Origin of the sequence: Mesorhizobium sp. M7A.F.Ca.CA.001.04.2.1 (assembly GCF_003998485.1) — a bacterium.
Classification (GTDB): domain Bacteria; phylum Pseudomonadota; class Alphaproteobacteria; order Rhizobiales; family Rhizobiaceae; genus Mesorhizobium; species Mesorhizobium ciceri.
Genome location: NZ_RZQT01000014.1, coordinates 41,891 through 59,422, shown reverse-complemented (window position 1 = coordinate 59,422; position 17,532 = coordinate 41,891). Strand labels below are relative to the sequence as shown.

The window sequence follows — 17,532 nt, the reverse complement described above, 5'->3', positions numbered from 1 at the left end:
GTCATGCAAATGTCGTTGAGGGCTTGACTGACCCGCCGGACCGAATACGCTAGCGCAAAATACCGGCTCTGATCGCCGGGCGGCAAAAATGCCTCGTATGCCTCGCCCTTCCGGCGCAGGCTGCGAGGCATTGTCATTTCTGGGGTCCTGTTTGAAACGGCGCATCGAGATCGGCATCCTGTATTCCCGCTCGGGGAGCTATCAGCTCGTCTCCGATGCGTGCCGCATCGGTGCCATGCGTGCCATAGCCGACATCAACGCCGATCGCAGCTCAGGCATCGAACTGGTGCCGGTGGAGCGCGATCCGCAAAGCAATGCGGACCGCTACGCAACGCTTTGCGAAGATATCTTCAAGACCAGCAGCGCACGCCATGTCATCGGCTGCGTCACCTCCTGGAGCCGCAAGGAAACCATTCCGGTCTTGGAGAAAGCCGGCGGCATGCTCTGGTACGCCTGCCCCTATGAGGGCTTCGAAGCCAATGAGCATGTCGTCTACATGCACGCCTGCCCCAACCAGCATCTGGTGCCGCTGATGGCGCATGTCGTGCCGCGTTTCGGCGCCAACGGCTTCCTGCTCGGCTCGAACTACATCTGGGGCTGGGAGATGAATCGCGTCGCGCGCGACCTGATCGCGGATGCCGGCGGCAAGGTGCTGGGCGAACGCTACCTGCGCATCGGCGAGACCGACGTGTCGCGGCTGATCGCGGAGATCCGTGCCACGCGGCCGAACTTCATCCTCAACAATTTGATCGGCACCTCGTCCTACGCCTTCCTCGCGGCCTATCGCGACCTGGGTCACGAGGATGCCGCCTTCAGTCCCGAGACTTGCCCCGTCATCTCCTGCAACCTGACCGAAGGTGAGCTGCCGGCGATCGGTGAATCCGGCAAGGGACATCTGTCGGTCGGGCCGTATTTCGCGCCGCGCCCGGCTGCCTTTGCCTCATCCTTCGAGGCCTCCGCCTATGCCTCGGTGCAGGTGATGGCCGACGTGCTCTCCAGCAATCCCGACGCCGGTCCGGCGGAATTCTCCAAAGCCTTCGCCGAACGCCGCTTCTCCACCCGGCTCGGTCCGATCGCCATCGACGCCCACTCGCAGCACGCGACACTGCCGGTGATCATCGGGCGCATCGCGGACGGCTTCTTCGAGGTCGTCAGCCGCGAAGACGAAGTCGCGCCGGATCCGTATCTGTCGCGCTACGACCCGGCAAAAACATTCGGCCGCCCGCGCCTGAGGGTGGTGTCGTGACCAGAGCCCCACGCATCCCCAATCTCGGCGGCGCCAGGGCGTTTATCCTGCATCGCCCACATCCGACGGTGCAGGCGATCACCAGGCAATTGTCGGCCATCGGGCTGATCACGCTGGATTGCTGGCCGGAACTGCCGCCCGAGGCGCTGGCCGCCGATTTCGTCTTCTTCGACGCCGATCTCGGCTTTGACGAGCAGTTTCCGTGGAAGCCGGGCGAGGCACCGATGCCGCTGGTGGCGCTGATCGGTTCCGAGGCGCCGGGCCGCATCGAATGGGCGCTGTCGCATAAGGCCGATGCGCAGCTGCTGAAGCCGGTCGGCAATGCCGGCGTCTACAGCGCGCTGCTGATCGCGCGCCAGAGTTTCGAGGCGCGAAAACACCTGGCCAGCGAGATCGCCTCGCTTCGCCAGCGCGTTGCCGAGCGCCAGACCATCGTGCGCGCGGTGACAGCACTGGCGAAAGGCAGCGATGACGGCCGCGCCTATGCGCAGCTGCGCTCGCTGGCGATGAGCTGGCAGATCAGCGTCGAGGATGCCGCGCGGCGGATCGTGGCCATGACAAGTGAAGAAGCAACAGGGGAAGAAGGCGGCGATGACCAGTCCCATCGCGCCTGATCTCACCGCGCCAGGGCGCATGCCGGTCAAGCCGCGCGCCGGCGTCTGGCGCCGGCTGGTCAGGCGCCGTCTGGCTCTGCTCGGGCTGGTCATCGTCGCCATCGTCGTTGCCGGCGCCGTGCTGGCGCCATGGCTGACTGGCTATGATCCCAACGAGCAGATGTTCGACGGCCTGACCATCGAGGGCTCGCCCTTGCCGCCGGATGCAAAATTCTGGCTGGGCACCGACTTGCTCGGCCGCGACCTCCTGACCCGCATCCTCTACGGCGCCCGCACCTCGCTGATCATCGGCATCGTCGCCAATGGCGTGGCGCTGTTCATTGGCACGCTGGTCGGTGTTGTCGCCGGCTATTTCCGTGGCTGGATCGGCAGCGCACTGATGCGTTTCACCGATTTGATGATGGCGTTTCCGGCACTGCTGCTCGCCATTTGCCTGGCCGCGGTGTTCGAGCCCAGCCTGTGGATCGTCGCCATGGTCATCGCTTTGGTCAACTGGGTGCAGACCGCCCGCGTCATCTACACCGAGACCTCATCGCTGGCGGAGCGTGAGTTCATCGATGCCGAACGCACCATCGGCGCGAGCGCGCCGCGCATCCTGTTTCGCCACATCCTGCCGCATCTCTTACCGACCATCATCGTCTGGGGCACGCTCGGCATCTCGACCACCGTGCTGCTCGAGGCGACGCTCTCTTTCCTCGGCATCGGCGTCCAGCCGCCCACGGCGTCCTGGGGCAACATCATCTTCGAGAACCAGACCTATTTCCAGGCCGCACCCTGGCTGGTGTTCTTCCCCGGTGCCGCGATCCTGGCGCTGGCGCTGGCTTTCAACCTGATCGGCGATGCGCTGCGCGACATTCTCGATCCGACGCAGAGGGGCCGGGCATGATCGCCTATCTCGGCCGCCGCCTCATCCAGTCGCTGCTGATCCTGCTCGGCGTCTCGCTGATCACCTTCGCGCTGCTCTATCTCCTGCCGGCCGATCCGGTGCGCCAGATCGCCGGCCGCAGCGCCACGCCGCAGACGGTCGAGAACATCCGCCAGCAGCTCGGCCTCGACCAGCCGTTCGTCGTCCAGTACTGGCGCTATCTCACGAAGCTCGTCAGCGGCGATCTCGGCCGCTCCTACATCCAGCGCTCCGAAGTCACCGAGCTGATCGTTTCGCGGCTGCCGGCCAGCCTGTTGCTGATGGTCGGCGCCATCCTGTGCGAGCTGTTGCTCGGCCTGAGCATGGGCCTGATCGCCGCCGTCAAGCGCGGCACCGCCACTGACCAGACGTTGATGGTCGCCTCCTTCGTCGGCGTCTCGGCGCCGCAATTCGTCGTCGGTCTGCTGCTGCTCTACGTCTTTGCCGTGCGGCTCAGCTGGTTCCCGATCGGCGGCTACGGCACCTGGCGTCATCTGGTGCTGCCGTCGCTGACCATGGGAATCCTCGGCGCCGGCTGGTACGCGCGCATGATGCGCTCGTCGATGATCGACGTGCTGCGCCAGGATTACGTGCGCACCGCCCGCGCCAAAGGCCTGGCGCGGCGAGCTATCCTGTTCCGCCATGCGCTGCCCAACGCCATCCTGCCGGTGATCGCCATGATCGGCATCGACATAGGCATCTTCATGGGCGGCATCGTCGTCGTCGAAAGCGTGTTCGGCTGGCCCGGCATCGGCCAGCTCGCCTGGCAGGCCATCCAACGCGTCGACATCCCGATCATCATGGGTGTGACGCTGGTGTCGGCCTTCGCCATCGTGCTGGGCAATCTGCTGGCCGACATCATCGCGCCCTTCATCGACCCCCGCATCAAGCTCAGATGAAATGAAAACCAGACAGAGAAAGGGAACATAAAAATGAAAAATTTTCTCGCATCCACGGTAGCGGCATCGGCGCTGGCGCTGATGCTCGGCATGACGAGCGTTCGCGCCGAGGACGCCGTCGATCCGAACGCCAAGCAGGGCGGCGCCATCACCATCACCTACAAGGACGACGTCGCCACGCTCGATCCGGCGATCGGCTATGACTGGCAGAACTGGTCGATGATCAAGAGCCTGTTCGACGGGTTGATGGATTACGAGCCGGGTACCACCAATCTGAAGCCCGACCTCGCCGAAAGCTACGAGATTTCGCCCGACGGCAAGACCTTCACCTTCAAGCTGCGCCATGGTGTGAAATTCCACAATGGTCGCGAGATGACGGCCGACGACGTGAAATATTCGCTCGACCGCGTCACCAATCCGAAGACGCAGAGCCCCGGCGCCGGCTTCTTCGGCTCGATCAAGGGCTATGACGATGTCGCCGCCGGCAAGGCCGAGAGCCTCTCCGGCGTCACTGTCGTCGACCCTTACACGGTCAAGTTCGAACTGACCCGCCCCGACGCCACCTTCCTGCATGTGATGGCCATCAACTTCGCCCATGTCGTGCCGAAGGAAGAGGTCGAGAAATACGGCGCCGATTTCGGCAAGCATCCGGTCGGCACCGGCGCCTTCAAGCTCGCCGAGTGGACGCTCGGCCAGCGCATCGTCTTCGAGCGCAATGCGGACTACTGGCACAAGGGCCTGCCGCATCTGGACAAGATCACCTTCGAGATCGGCCAGGAGCCGATCGTGGCGCTGCTGCGCCTGCAGAAGGGCGAGATCGACGTCCCCGGCGACGGCATTCCGCCAGCAAAATTCCAGGAGGTGATGGCCGATCCCGAGCAGAAGGCACGCGTCGTCGAAGGCGGCCAGCTGCACACCGGCTATGTCACCATGAACACCACCATGGCGCCGTTCGACAATGTTAAGGTGCGCCAGGCAGTCAACATGGCGATCAACAAGGCGCGCGTCATCCAGATCATCAACGGCCGCGCCGTGCCGGCCAACCAGCCGCTGCCGCCGTCGATGCCGGGCTACGACAAGGAATACAAGGGCTATCCCTATGACGTCGCCAAGGCCAAGGCGCTGCTCGCAGAGGCTGGCCACCCCGACGGCTTCGAGACACAGCTGTTTGCCATGAACACCGATCCCAACCCGCGCATCGCCCAGGCGATCCAGCAGGATCTGGCGGCGATCGGCATCAAGGCAAGCATCCAGTCGCTGGCGCAGGCAAACGTGATTGCCGCCGGCGGCGACAAGGCCGGCGCACCGATGATCTGGTCCGGCGGCATGGCCTGGATCGCCGACTTCCCGGATCCGTCGAACTTCTACGGCCCGATCCTCGGCTGCGCCGGTGCGGTGCCAGGCGGCTGGAACTGGTCGTGGTATTGCAACAAGGATCTCGACGCCAAGGCGGCCGAGGCCGACTCGGTGGTCGACCCGGCTAAATCAGGCGAACGCGACAAGATGTGGAGCGCCATCTACGACAAGGTGATGGAAGACGCGCCCTGGGCGCCGGTCTTCAACGAGCAGCGCTTCACCATGAAATCGGCGCGCATGGGCGGCGCCGACAACCTCTATGTCGACCCGGTTCATATCCCGATCAACTACGACAATGTGTACGTAAAAGATGTGCAATAACTGCGACTACACCATCCACGGGCGCCAACATCATTTCGGCTGGGACAATTCGTTTGCCCCGGCCGAGCGGGTGGCGCCCGGCTCGACGATCGAGTTCCAGTGCCTCGATTCCTCCGGCGGCCAGTTGCAGGCCGGCAGCACGGTCGCCGACGTCGCCAAGCTCGACTTCGCCACCGTCAATCCGGTGACCGGGCCGATCTTCGTCGAGGGCGCCGAGCCGGGTGACGCGCTGAAGGTGACGATCGAGATGTTCAAGCCGTCCGGCTTCGGCTGGACGGCCAACATTCCGGGGTTTGGGCTGCTCGCCGACGACTTCAAGGAGCCGGCGCTGAACATCTGGAAATACGACGCTGCCTCGCTCGAGCCGGCGCTGTTCGGCAAGAATGCGCGTGTGCCGTTGAAACCCTTCGCCGGCACCATAGGCAACGCGCTGGCGGAAAAGGGCCACCACTCGGTGGTGCCGCCAAGGCGCGTCGGCGGCAATCTCGACATCCGCGATCTCGCCGCCGGCACCACGCTCTATCTGCCGGTGGAAGTGGCGGGCGCGCTGTTTTCGGTTGGCGACACCCATGCCGCGCAAGGTGACGGCGAGGTCTGCGGCACGGCGATCGAAAGTCCGATGGACGTCGTGCTCAAGCTCGACCTGGTCAAGGATGCCAGGCTGAAGACGCCGCGCTTCACCACGCCAGGCCCGGTGACGCGCCATCTCGACGCCAAGGGCTATGAGGTGACGACCGGCATCGGTCCGGACCTGATGACCGGCGCCAGGGAAGCGGTTGCGCAGATGGTCGACCTGCTCGCCGGTCGTTATCACATCGACCCAGTCGAGGCCTATATGCTGGCCTCGGTCTGCGGCGATCTCCGCATCAGCGAGATCGTCGACATGCCGAACTGGGTGGTGTCGTTCTACTTTCCGCGCTGCGTGTTTGAATGAGGAGGGGGGTGTGCCGGAGTAAATCCCTCTCCGGGTCACGCGCGCAATGATCGCCGCCAGCGAACCCATACTCGGCATCGCCAACCTCTCCGTCAGCGTGCGCGGCGAGGAGGGCGAGCGCGAGGTCGTCTCCGACCTGTCGCTGACGTTGTCTCGTGGCGAGACGCTGTGCATTGCCGGTGAATCCGGCTCCGGCAAATCGATGACCGCTCTGGCCATCATGCAGCTTCTGCCGCAGCCTGCCGCCAGGATTTCATCCGGCAAGGTCCATCTCGGCGACACAGATCTGACGATTCTGGACGAGCGCCGGATGCGGCGCATTCGCGGCAACCGCATCGCCATGATCTTCCAGGAGCCGATGACCTCACTCAACCCGGTGCTGTCGATCGGCCGGCAGCTCACCGAATCCATCGAGGCGCATACCTCCCTGTCGCAGAGCGAGGCTCGCCAGCGTGCCATCGAGGCGCTGAAGGCGGTGCGCATTTCGGAAGCCGAAAGCCGGCTAAAGCAGTTTCCGCACGAACTGTCCGGCGGCATGCGCCAGCGGGTGATGATCGCCATGGCGCTGGCGCTCGAGCCGGACGTGCTGATCGCCGACGAGCCGACGACGGCGCTCGACGTCACCGTGCAAGGCGAGGTGCTGGAACTTTTGCGCGATCTGCAGCGCCAGCATGGCACCAGCGTCATCCTCATCACTCATGACATGGGCGTCGTCGCCGAAATGGCCGACCGCGTCATCATCATGCGGCATGGCCGCATGGTCGAAGAGGGAAAAACCGCTGACATTTTCGCCAGGCCGCAAGCCGGCTACACGCGCGAGCTGCTGGCCGCCGTGCCGCGCATCGGCAGCGGTATCGGTCGCCAGGAATCCAGGAGTGCCGAGACGGCAACGCCGGCCAATGTCGCTGACGTCAAGGACCTGCATGTCCGTTTCGACCTGCATGGCGGCTTCTTCGGCCGGGTCACTCGTCGCGTCCACGCCGTCGAAGGCGTCAGCTTCTCGATCGCGCCCAACGAGACGCTGGCGCTGGTCGGCGAATCCGGTTGTGGCAAGTCGACCACCGCCAAGGCGCTGGCCGGACTGGTGCCCTACAGCGGCGACATCGCCATTGGCGGCCGCAATCTGTCCGGCCTCGGCCGCGACGAGCGCAAGGCGGTGCGCCGCGACGTGCAGATGATTTTCCAGGACCCCTATGCCTCGTTGGACCCGCGCATGCGTGTCGGCGACCTCGTCGCCGAGCCGCTGCTGATCCACGGTATCGCCTCGAAGGAAGAGCGCAGCGAGCGTGTCGCGGCGCTGTTCGAGCGCGTCGGCCTGTCGCCCGATCAGATGGAACTCTATCCGCATGAATTCTCCGGCGGCCAGCGCCAGCGCGTCTGCATTGCCCGCGCGCTTGCACTGCGGCCGAAGCTGATCATCGCCGACGAAAGCGTCTCGGCGCTCGACGTCTCGGTGCAGGCGCGCGTGCTCGATCTGTTGAAGGAGTTGCAGCGCGAATTCGGCGTCGCCTATCTCTTCATCTCGCATGACATGGCGGTGGTCGAGAACATCTCCGACCGCGTCGCCGTCATGTATCTCGGCCAGATCGTCGAGATGGGCACCCGCGACCAGGTCTTTTCCAACCCGCGCCATCCCTACACCAGGCGCCTGATCGAAGCCGTGCCCGTGCCCGATCCCGCGCAGCGCAGAAGCCGCTTCGCGCGCCTCGACCAGGAAATCCCGAGCGCCACCCGCAGGATCGGCGAGGCGCCGCTGAAACTGGCGCTGAGGGATGTCGGCAACGGCCACCTCGTCGCCGTCGAGGGCTGAGCCGGCACTGCCGCCGGGCGGTTCACATGTTTGTGTCTCTATCTCTCGCCCAAGGCTCGCGTTCCGCCGCCAAACCGTATCGCTTCGAACACTAAATCCCTAACGGCCTCTTGCCCTCTGTCCCTATCTTCCTCATGTTCAATACCATTGCGATGATCGATCGTAGGAGGGTCGGTCGGATTCATCGCTATGGGAGGAAGTCAACCATGAAGGTAAGCCTTTTCGTTTCCGCGGCACTTCTCGCCGCATCCGCGATCCCCGCTTCGGCCGCCGAAATTTCCGACGGCAAGGTCAAGATCGGCATCCTCAACGACCAGTCGGGCGTCTACGCCGACTTCGGCGGCAAGTGGTCGGTCGAGGCGGCCAAGATGGCCGTCGAGGATTTCGGCGGCAAGGTGCAGGGAGCGCCGATAGAAATCATCAGCGCCGACCACCAGAACAAGCCGGATATCGCCTCCAACATCGCCCGGCAGTGGTACGACACCGAGCAAGTCGATGCCATCATGGAACTGACGACCTCTTCGGTAGCGCTCGCCGTCCAGGGGATTTCCAAGGAAAAGAAGAAGATCGACATCGTCACCGGCGCGGCGACCACGGAGCTGACCGGCAAACAGTGCTCGCCCTACGGCTTCCACTGGGCCTATGACACTCACTCGCAGGCGGTGGGTACCGGCGGCTCTCTCGTGCAGCAGGGCGGCGACAGCTGGTTCTTCGTCACCGTCGACTATGCATTCGGCTATTCGCTGAAGGATCAGACCACCAAGTTCGTCGAAAGCCATGGCGGCAAGGTGCTGGGCGAGGTGCGTTATCCCTTGGGATCGACCGATTATTCGTCCTTCCTGCTGCAGGCGCAATCGTCGGGCGCCAAGGTCATCGGCTTGGCCAATGCCGGCCTCGATACCTCCAACTCCATCAAGCAGGCGGCCGAATTCGGCATCGTGCAGGGCGGTCAGCGTCTTGCCGCACTCCTGTTCACGCTGGCCGAGGTGCATGGGCTTGGCCTTCAAGCGGCGCAGGGCGTCGTGTTGACCGAAGGCTATTACTGGGATCGCGACGACAAGAGCCGCGAATTCGGGCAGCGCTTCTTCAAGCGCACCAACCGCATGCCGAACATGATCCAGGCCGCGACCTATTCGGCGGTGACGCAGTATTTGAAGGCGATCGACAAGGCCGGCACGGACGAGACCGAAGCCGTCGCCAAGCAGCTGCATTCGATGCCTGTGGACGACGCGGTGATAACCAACGGCAAGGTGCAGGCGGACGGCAACATGGTCCACGACATGTACCTCTACCAGGTCAAGTCGCCAGCCGAGAGCACCAAGGATTGGGACTACTACAAATATCTCGCCACCATTCCAGGCAACGAGGCCTTCCTCAGCGAGAAGGAAAGCGGCTGTTCGACGGCCGGCCAGTGATAGGCGCGGCCGATGGCGCCGACTGACCTGGACGCGAACGAGCCGCGGGTTGTGCTTTCCGCCCGCGGGTTGCGACGCGACTTTGCCGGCTTCATCGCCGTCAAAAACGTCGATATCGATGTCCGCCATGGCAACATCCATGCCCTGATCGGACCCAACGGCGCCGGCAAGACGACCGTCTTCAACCTGCTCACCAAGTTCCTGGCGCCGACCAGCGGCAGGATCGAGCTGCTTGGCCACGACATCACCCGCACCTCGCCGGCCAGGGTTGCGCGGATGGGGCTGGTGCGCTCGTTCCAGATATCGGCGATTTTTCCGCACCTCAGCGTGCTCGACAATGTCCGCGTCGCGCTGCAGCGGCCGGGAGGGCTCGGCGTTCAGTTCTGGCGCTCGCTCGCGGCGCTCGACCGGCTGACGCCGCGCGCCGAGGAATTGCTGCGCTCGGTTGGTCTCGACGACGCCAGGAACAGGCTCGCCGGCGATCTTTCCTATGGCAGGAAACGCGTGCTGGAGATCGCCACGACGCTCGCGCTCGATCCGAAAGTGCTGCTGCTGGACGAGCCGATGGCCGGCATGGGGCACGAGGACGTGGCCACGGTTTCCAGCCTCATCCGTTCGGTTGCCAGGGATCGCGCCGTGCTGATGGTTGAGCACAATCTGACCGTGGTGGCCGACCTTTGCGACTGGATAACGGTCATGCAGCGCGGCGAGGTGCTGGCCGCTGGCGACTACGCCACCGTTAGCCGCGACGAGCGCGTCAAGATCGCCTATATGGGCACCGCCGATGACTAGTGCCGCACCTCTGCTTGCCGTCACCGGCCTCAACGCCTGGTATGGCGAGGGCCATGCGCTGCACGGTGTCGATCTGGAAGTGTTTGCCGGCGAGACGGTCACGCTGCTCGGCCGCAACGGCGTCGGCAAGACGACGACGCTGCGCGCCATCATGGGGTTGATCCGCAAGCGGACCGGCCGGATCGCCTTCGACGGCAAGGACCTGATGCGGCTGCCGCTGCACCGCACCGCCCATCAAGGCATCGGCTTCGTGCCGGAGGAGCGCGGCATCTTCGCAACGCTGACCGTGGACGAGAATCTGGTTCTGCCGCCGGTCGTCGCGCAGGGCGGCATGAGCGTCGAGGAGATATTCGATCTGTTCCCCAATCTGAAGGAGCGGCGCAACAGTCCCGGCACCAGGCTGTCGGGCGGCGAACAGCAGATGCTGGCGATCGCGCGCATGCTGCGAACCGGCGTGAAGATGCTGCTCCTCGACGAACCGACGGAGGGGCTCGCTCCCGTCATCGTGCAGCGCATCGGCGCGTTGCTGGCGACGTTGAAAAAGCGCGGCATGACGATCCTGCTGGTCGAGCAGAACTTTCGCTTCGCCAGTCGTGTCGCCGACCGTTTCTATCTGATGGAGCACGGCAAGGTGGTGGCGGGGTTTCCGGTCGGCGAACTGCCGGACCGCATGGCGCAGCTCCACGAAGTCCTGGGTGTATGATGGCGCCATGACGATGATCTTCGGAATCCCGGTTCAGGCCTTCCTCGGCCAATTGCTGGTCGGCCTGATCAACGGCTCGTTCTACGCCATGCTGAGCCTGGGCCTGGCTGTCATATTCGGCTTGCTGCGCGTCATCAATTTCGCCCATGGCGCCCAGTATATGTTCGGCGCCTTCGTCGGCTATCTGCTTCTCACCCATCTCGGCATCGGCTATTGGCCCGCTTTGATCCTTGTGCCGCTGATCGTTGGCGTCTTCGGCGTCGTGGTCGAGCGCCTGGCGCTGTCGAGGCTGTACGATCTCGATCCGCTCTACGGGCTGCTCTTCACCTTCGGCCTCGCTCTCGTGCTCGAAGGCATCTTCCGCTATTATTACGGCGTCTCGGGAAACCCTTACGCCGTGCCGCCGCTGCTTGCCGGCGGCACCAATCTCGGCTTCATGTTCCTGCCCAACTATCGCGGCTGGGTCGTGGTCGCCTCGCTGATCGTCTGCTTCGGCACCTGGGCGCTGATCGAGAAGACCAGGCTTGGATCCTATCTGCGCGCGGCAACCGAGAATCCCCGTCTCGTCCAGGCTTTCGGCGTCAACGTGCCGTTGCTGCTGACCCTCACCTACGGCCTTGGCTCCGCGCTGGCCGGGCTTGCCGGCATTCTAGCAGCACCGATCTATCAGGTGAGCCCGCTTATGGGATCGGACCTCATCATCGTCGTCTTCGCGGTGGTGGTGGTCGGCGGCATGGGATCGATCCTCGGTGCGATCGTCACCGGCTACATGCTTGGCCTCGCCGAGGGCCTGACCAAGGTCTTCTACCCCGAGGCCTCCAATCTCGTGGTCTTCGTCATCATGGCCATCGTGCTTCTGGTCCGGCCGGCTGGCCTGTTCGGAAGGGACGCTTGACATGTCGGAAGGGACATCTGACATGACCGAACTGACGCTTCGCGAGGCATCGGCCAAAACCTCGGCACGGCTGGAATGGATGCTGGTCGGGCTCGGCATCCTGGCGCTGCTGGTAGCGCCTTTCCTGATCTATCCGATCTTCCTGATGAAGATGCTGTGTTTCGCGCTGTTTGCCTGCGCGTTCAATCTTCTGCTCGGCTATACCGGGCTCTTATCGTTCGGCCACGCCACCTTCTTCGGCGGCGCCGCCTACTTCACTGCGCATGCCGTCAAGGTCTGGGGCTGGCCGCCGGAAGCCGGCATTCTGCTCGGCATGGCGGGTGCGGCCTTGCTCGGCCTTGTCATGGGCTTTTTCGCAATTCGCCGGCAAGGCATCTATTTCGCCATGATCACGCTGGCGCTGTCGCAGATGTTCTTCTTCTTCTGTGTGCAGTCGCCCTTCACGCAAGGCGAGGACGGCATTCAGGGCGTGCCGCGCGGCATGCTGCTTGGCGTCCTCGACCTGAACGTCTCGCTGAACATGTATTACTTCGTGCTGGCGGTGTTCCTGATCGGCGTCTTCGCCATCTGGCGCATCGTCAACTCGCCGTTCGGCATGATCCTGCGCTCGATCCGCGAGAACGAGAACCGCGCCATTTCGCTGGGCTATTCCGTCGCCAACTACAAGCTGGGCGCCTTCGTCATGTCGGCGGCCCTGGCCGGGCTGGCCGGCTCGCTCAAGGCGATCGTTTTCCAGTTCGCCACGCTCACCGACGTCACCTGGCAGATGTCGGGCGAGGTGATCCTGATGACGCTTCTCGGCGGCATCGGCACCATGGTCGGGCCGATCATCGGCGCCAGCCTTGTCATTGGCCTGGAAAACACGCTTGCCACTTCCGGCTTTCCGGTGACCATCGCCACCGGCCTCATCTTCATGGTGTGCGTGCTGATCTTCCGGCGCGGCATCGTCGGCGAATTTTATGCGCGGATTTTCAAGCGGGCGGGCAAGGACTGAGCACCGGAATCTGGGGGCCGCACGCCAATGTTGGACAACTACGCGGTGGACGGGTTTGGCGTGATCCACCAGGTCGACTCCAAACCGATCAAGTATGACAAGCAGTATATTTCCTATTACGAGGACCTGAGTGACCGGACCATCAAGCTCGGATATCAGCGACTCGGCTGGGTGCTGGGGATCACTGGCGAGATTCCCCGGTCCGTGCTGGAGATTGGATATGGCACCGGCACATTCATCGAAGCCGCGAAAATAACCGGGGTCGCCGACTGCGCCGGCTGCGACATAACCAGGTTTCCGCTGCCCAAGGGCGTCCGCTTCGTCGATTGGGATGAGGCGCTCTCCAGCTCGTGGGATCTCGTCGCCATGTTCGATGTGCTTGAGCATATCCCGGATCTGGGTTTCCTCGCCCGGCTTAAGGCCCGCTACCTGGCCGTCGCCGTCCCTTATTGCCGCTGGCGCGAGCTCGGCGCCGACGGCGACGCCTGGTTCCGGACGTGGCGTATGCGTCTTCCCGACGAGCACCTCCACCACTTCGATCGTGACTCGCTGGTGGCACTCCTCGCACACAGCGGCTTCGAATGCATGACGCTGAACTGCTTCGAGGACGGGATCAGACTGCGCCCTGGCGAAGTGGGTCCGAATATTCTGTCCGGATTCTTTAGAAAGCTATAGACCTCGATCAAATCGATGCGGCTGCTTGGGACCTGGGGCAATCGCGACAATCGCCCGATCGGTACGGGAGCACTGCTGTGGGCAAATCGTGATGCGCGCATTCTTTCGATTGGTTGCCGTTATGATCGTGGTGTCTGGCGCGACCGGCTGCACCAGTGTTTCCTATTACGCGCAATCCGTGCAGGGTCATCTGCGGATCATGACGGCGCGCCAGGATGTCGGAAAACTGATCGAGGACCCTTCGACGCCGAAGGCATTGCGCGCTCGAATGGCATCGGCGAGCGCCATACGACAGTTCGCAACGGATGAACTGGCGCTGCCCGACAACAGCAGCTACCGCAGCTATGTCGATATCGGCCGGGATTCGGTGACATGGGCCGTCTTCGCCGCGCCGGCATTCTCGCTGACGCCGCGAACATGGTGTTTTCCCGTTTTCGGCTGCGTGCCCTACCGGGGATATTTCTCCAGGAAGTCCGCAATTGAAACCGCTGCCGAACTTCAAGGACAGGGCATGGATGTCTATGTGACGGGCATCACCGCATATTCCACGCTTGGCTGGTCGAGTGACCCGCTGCTGAGCACGATGTTCAGCGAGGATAAAACCTATCTTGCAGGGCTGGTGTTCCATGAACTGGCCCACCAGCGCGTCTACGTGCACGACGATTCCGCATTCAACGAGTCGTTCGCTGTCGCCGTCGAAACGACCGGCGTGAAAAAATGGCTGCGCGCGGCTGGCGATACCGCAGCATTGCGCCGTTACGAAGCCGCCCGGAGGCGCAAAGCTGAATTTCTTGCGTTGGTGTCGCAAACACGGGACGAGTTGGCGAAAGTCTATTCCAACGCCGGAACCTCGGAGCAAAAACTGGCCGCGAAGACGGCCGCGATCGAACGGCTGCGGATGCGCTACCGACACATGCGCGACAGGCGCTGGGGCCGATACCGGGGATACGATGCCTGGTTCACTTCCCCGATCAACAATGCAAAGCTCGCCGCGACTTCCGTCTATAGCGATCGGGTGACCGCGTTTCTCCGCCTGTTCGATCTGTGCTCGGGCGACTATGTCAGGTTCTATGCGTCGGTCCGACGGATTGGCGCACTGGACCAAGCTCACCGTGCCGAAGCCCTTGCGGCGGCAGATCGCTGTTATTGAGTCGGTCGAAGTGACGGCCAGAAGTGTCGCGATTTATGATTTTGGTGGAATGAATCGCCTATGCACTCGGCAGCCGATGGAGGAGTTGAGTGGATCATTGGTTGGCCGAGCTCCAAAACCTCTCCGACATGATGGGCCGGTAACGGACCGGCAGGTTCCGGCATCCGACAAGTGACAGCGGCCGCTGAATTCGGTGGACTAACGTCTCAAATTGGCCCAATGCGGATATCCCGCGTTGCAGCGCTGGATTTTGAAAGCTCAGTGACATCGGACTATTGTTGAGGCTGTCGCAAACCCTTTGCAGCGCTGTATGACAGGCGTTCGCGGGAGACAATCATGTTGAAGGCTACCGAAGAGGAGATCGAGGAGGTCCAGGAATACTTTGAATGGCAGGCGCCCGACCTCGAAGTGACCTTTATGCAAAAGGTCTACTCGGAATCTGTCCTGAACACTCGCCACGATGTGTGGGATATCCATACCAACAAGGATCGCTGGTGGGTCATCACGGGCGGCACAAACCTCTACTCTCAGGAGCAGTTCCCAAATATGGACCTTGCTCTCACCTTCCATATTGGCCTAATGCTCCGCATTCCGCGTACGGAAAAACAACAGGAGGGAGATCTACGCATACTCCCGTTCGGTCCCGTCTTCGAGAAGATGGAAGAATCCGGCACCGCTGTGACGCAAGCGCATAATCTCGCGGACTATCAAGCTGTAGGCGTCCGCTGCCGGGAGGCGCTTCTCGAACTGATCAGTGTCGCGCAGGACGCGGCAATATGGACAGGCACGCCGCCACAACGTGCGAACTTCCGCATTTGGACGGAGATCATCTGCAACGATCTTCTGCCGGGCGACACCAACAAAGAGCGTCGCGGGACCCTCAAGAGTGCGCTTGAGTCCGCATGGACGTTTTCAAACTGGCTGACGCATTCAAAGTCGGCCACTTGGATTGATGCCGAGATGGCGCAATCGTTGATCCAACACGCCATCGGCATGGCGACATCACTAATCATTCGCGAGTTGCGCGGGGTGCCTCCGGAGTGCCCGAACTGCGGTTCGCCGCATCTCGAACCCGAGCATGGCGGAAATAATGAGGCACCCGGTATACTTTGGGAACGACCGCGCTGCGCCGACTGCGGATGGGCAGGCAGGCCAGTTCCAATCATTGATCTCGAGGACGGACGGCCAATCATCACACGCGAAGGCGAAGAAACCGACGAGTGCAGCATAATGACGGTACCGTTACGAACGATCCTGAAGCCGGGAAATCCCACGATCGAACCGCTGAGGAACATAGAGACCGGCCCCCCCGAACACGTCGTCTATTTTGCCTACGGGTCAAACATGTCGACCGCCCGGCTGCGCGAACGCATGCCGAGCTGCAAGCCACTCGGCATCGCCACCTTGCCGGGTCATGAACTCCGTTTTCATAAGCGTAGCGTCGACAAGTCCGCGAAGTGCAACGCATTGGCCACTGGCAACGAGAATAGCGTGATCGGGGTTCTGTTCAGCTTCGACCCTGCCGAACGTGCTGAGCTAGACAAGGCCGAAGGCGTCGGAATTGGCTACGAGCACGCGACGGTCACGGTCATTAATGACAAAGGTCGTAGGCGAAAGGTCCTTACATATCTCGCCACTCCCGACTACATCGACGACAGCCTCAAACCTTATAGCTGGTATAAGGACTTTGTCCTTGCAGGTGGCAGAGAACACGGACTGTCACCGGAGTATATTGCCAAATACATCCAGTCGGTTGAGGCGATCGAAGATTCCGACAAGACACGGGACAATAAGCAACGGGCCACGCTCGGAAGTTTCGGGCGGTGAGACTACGGTGTCGGGGCAAGTTGCCCGGCCACACTGCGGACCCGATGTCCGCTTAAAGCGCAACACGCGACCGCATTCAGATGTATGCTTGGGTAGCCGCAATCAACATCGTTGCGGCAAACATACAGCGCAGTCCCGACGTCCAGATGGCGACGGACCGAATCGAGAAACGGCGCGGTTGAGATCGCCCGTGCGCGGTTCTATTGGTCCGAAAACGTCACGCTCACGCCGCGTTGCCGAAAATAAGCCTGCATCAACTTGCGGCCCGAGCGGTTGTTCTGCGCCAGCTTGGTCGGATCGAACACCGCCTGTTTGATCCCCTCTCGCGTCAGCGCCGCCTTAAGCGCCGCGATATGTGTGTCGATGTCGGCATTGTCCGCCCGGAGCGAGGCATAGATGCTCTCGGTCGCCTCGGCCACGGTCAGTTCGCTCATTGGTGTCGTCCTTTGGTTGGTTGGGCGGCGCTTAGCACAGATTCGCGGTCCGCCGATACCGAGACCGTCAGTACAAAGCGCCCATCGTGAAATCGAACCGTTCCTTATGGGGCTTCGTAGAGTTCCAGCGGCAATCCATCCGGGTCCCTGAAAAAGGTAAACCGTTGGTCTGTGTATGGATCGATCCGGATTGGCTCGACGGCAACGCCTGCGGCTTCCAGCCGGATAATCACGGGATCAAGATGAGCCACCGCGAATGCCAGATGTCTCAGGCCTGTAGCCTCTGGGTGGGACGGCCGCATCGCCGGTGCAGGGAAGGAGAACAATTCCAGTTGGGCCGACCCGATCCGCAGATCCGCCTTCCATGACTGCCGCTCCTCCCGATAAACCTCCCGGACCAGATCGAGGCCGAGGAGTTCGACGTAGAACCGTCGCGATCGGTCGTAGTCGGTGCAGATGAGCGCGACGTGGTGAATGGCGTTCAGCATGCTGCTAACCCTGGTCAAGCTGGGAGATGAGGCCAAGGCGCTTCAAGGCCTGGATCGTCGCGCCCTTGCCACGGT

17 protein-coding genes are annotated in these 17,532 nt (G+C 62.6%); 15 read left to right on the top strand and 2 right to left on the bottom strand.

The window, feature by feature from the left end; translation table 11 throughout:
- Positions 1-151 precede the first annotated feature (151 nt).
- From EN955_RS07165 to EN955_RS07095, 15 genes are all read left to right on the top strand, one after another.
- Positions 152-1,246 (top strand): transporter substrate-binding protein, encoded by a 1,095-nt coding sequence (locus EN955_RS07165; RefSeq protein ID WP_024502124.1) that lies wholly within the window; start codon positions 152-154, stop codon positions 1,244-1,246.
- The gene (locus EN955_RS07160; RefSeq protein WP_024502123.1) at positions 1,243-1,860 is read left to right on the top strand and encodes an ANTAR domain-containing protein; all 618 of its coding nucleotides are present in this window, start codon (positions 1,243-1,245) and stop codon (positions 1,858-1,860) included. Before EN955_RS07165 ends, EN955_RS07160 begins: the two co-directional genes overlap by 4 nt.
- 19 nt (positions 1,861-1,879) lie before the next feature.
- Positions 1,880-2,746, top strand: a complete 867-nt coding sequence (locus EN955_RS07155) for an ABC transporter permease (protein WP_128278528.1) — start codon at positions 1,880-1,882, stop codon at positions 2,744-2,746.
- Positions 2,743-3,663: an ABC transporter permease gene (locus EN955_RS07150; RefSeq protein ID WP_024502122.1), complete on the top strand. Its 921-nt coding sequence runs from the start codon at positions 2,743-2,745 to the stop codon at positions 3,661-3,663. Before EN955_RS07155 ends, EN955_RS07150 begins: the two co-directional genes overlap by 4 nt.
- Positions 3,664-3,696: 33 nt before the next feature.
- Complete coding sequence (locus EN955_RS07145; protein ID WP_024502121.1) at positions 3,697-5,340, top strand: ABC transporter substrate-binding protein; 1,644 nt, start codon at positions 3,697-3,699, stop codon at positions 5,338-5,340.
- A complete protein-coding gene (locus EN955_RS07140; protein WP_024502120.1) occupies positions 5,330-6,274 on the top strand; it encodes an acetamidase/formamidase family protein in 945 nt (314 codons plus the stop codon). Before EN955_RS07145 ends, EN955_RS07140 begins: the two co-directional genes overlap by 11 nt.
- Before the next feature lie 46 nt (positions 6,275-6,320).
- On the top strand, positions 6,321-8,084 hold the full coding sequence (locus EN955_RS07135) for an ABC transporter ATP-binding protein (protein ID WP_024502119.1): 1,764 nt from the start codon (positions 6,321-6,323) through the stop codon (positions 8,082-8,084).
- A 206-nt stretch (positions 8,085-8,290) separates the two neighbouring features.
- Positions 8,291-9,499, top strand: a complete 1,209-nt coding sequence (locus EN955_RS07130; RefSeq protein WP_024502118.1) for an ABC transporter substrate-binding protein — start codon at positions 8,291-8,293, stop codon at positions 9,497-9,499.
- 12 nt (positions 9,500-9,511) lie between these two features.
- Positions 9,512-10,291 (top strand): ABC transporter ATP-binding protein, encoded by a 780-nt coding sequence (locus tag EN955_RS07125; RefSeq protein WP_024502117.1) that lies wholly within the window; start codon positions 9,512-9,514, stop codon positions 10,289-10,291.
- Positions 10,284-10,994, top strand: coding sequence for an ABC transporter ATP-binding protein (locus EN955_RS07120; RefSeq protein WP_013528528.1), 711 nt, complete (start codon positions 10,284-10,286; stop codon positions 10,992-10,994). The genes EN955_RS07125 and EN955_RS07120 overlap by 8 nt, the downstream gene beginning before the upstream one ends.
- Positions 10,995-11,001: 7 nt before the next feature.
- Complete coding sequence (locus EN955_RS07115) at positions 11,002-11,889, top strand: branched-chain amino acid ABC transporter permease (protein WP_024502116.1); 888 nt, start codon at positions 11,002-11,004, stop codon at positions 11,887-11,889.
- Between the two features lie 22 nt (positions 11,890-11,911).
- Complete coding sequence (locus EN955_RS07110) at positions 11,912-12,883, top strand: branched-chain amino acid ABC transporter permease (RefSeq protein ID WP_024502115.1); 972 nt, start codon at positions 11,912-11,914, stop codon at positions 12,881-12,883.
- Positions 12,884-12,910: 27 nt separating this feature from the next.
- Positions 12,911-13,558, top strand: a complete 648-nt coding sequence (locus tag EN955_RS07105; RefSeq protein WP_024502114.1) for a class I SAM-dependent methyltransferase — start codon at positions 12,911-12,913, stop codon at positions 13,556-13,558.
- A gap of 91 nt (positions 13,559-13,649) precedes the next feature.
- Entirely contained in the window at positions 13,650-14,708 is a 1,059-nt protein-coding gene (locus tag EN955_RS07100; protein ID WP_024502113.1) for an aminopeptidase, read from the top strand.
- A 336-nt stretch (positions 14,709-15,044) separates the two neighbouring features.
- A complete protein-coding gene (locus tag EN955_RS07095; protein WP_024502112.1) occupies positions 15,045-16,535 on the top strand; it encodes a gamma-glutamylcyclotransferase family protein in 1,491 nt (496 codons plus the stop codon).
- 200 nt (positions 16,536-16,735) lie between these two features.
- Here the strand turns inward: EN955_RS07095 and EN955_RS07090 are convergent, their stop codons facing one another.
- Both EN955_RS07090 and EN955_RS07085 read right to left on the bottom strand, forming a co-directional pair.
- Entirely contained in the window at positions 16,736-16,969 is a 234-nt protein-coding gene (locus EN955_RS07090) for a hypothetical protein (RefSeq protein WP_024502111.1), read from the bottom strand.
- 104 nt (positions 16,970-17,073) lie between these two features.
- The gene (locus EN955_RS07085) at positions 17,074-17,457 is read right to left on the bottom strand and encodes a VOC family protein (RefSeq protein WP_024502110.1); all 384 of its coding nucleotides are present in this window, start codon (positions 17,455-17,457) and stop codon (positions 17,074-17,076) included.
- Positions 17,458-17,532: the final 75 nt, after the last annotated feature.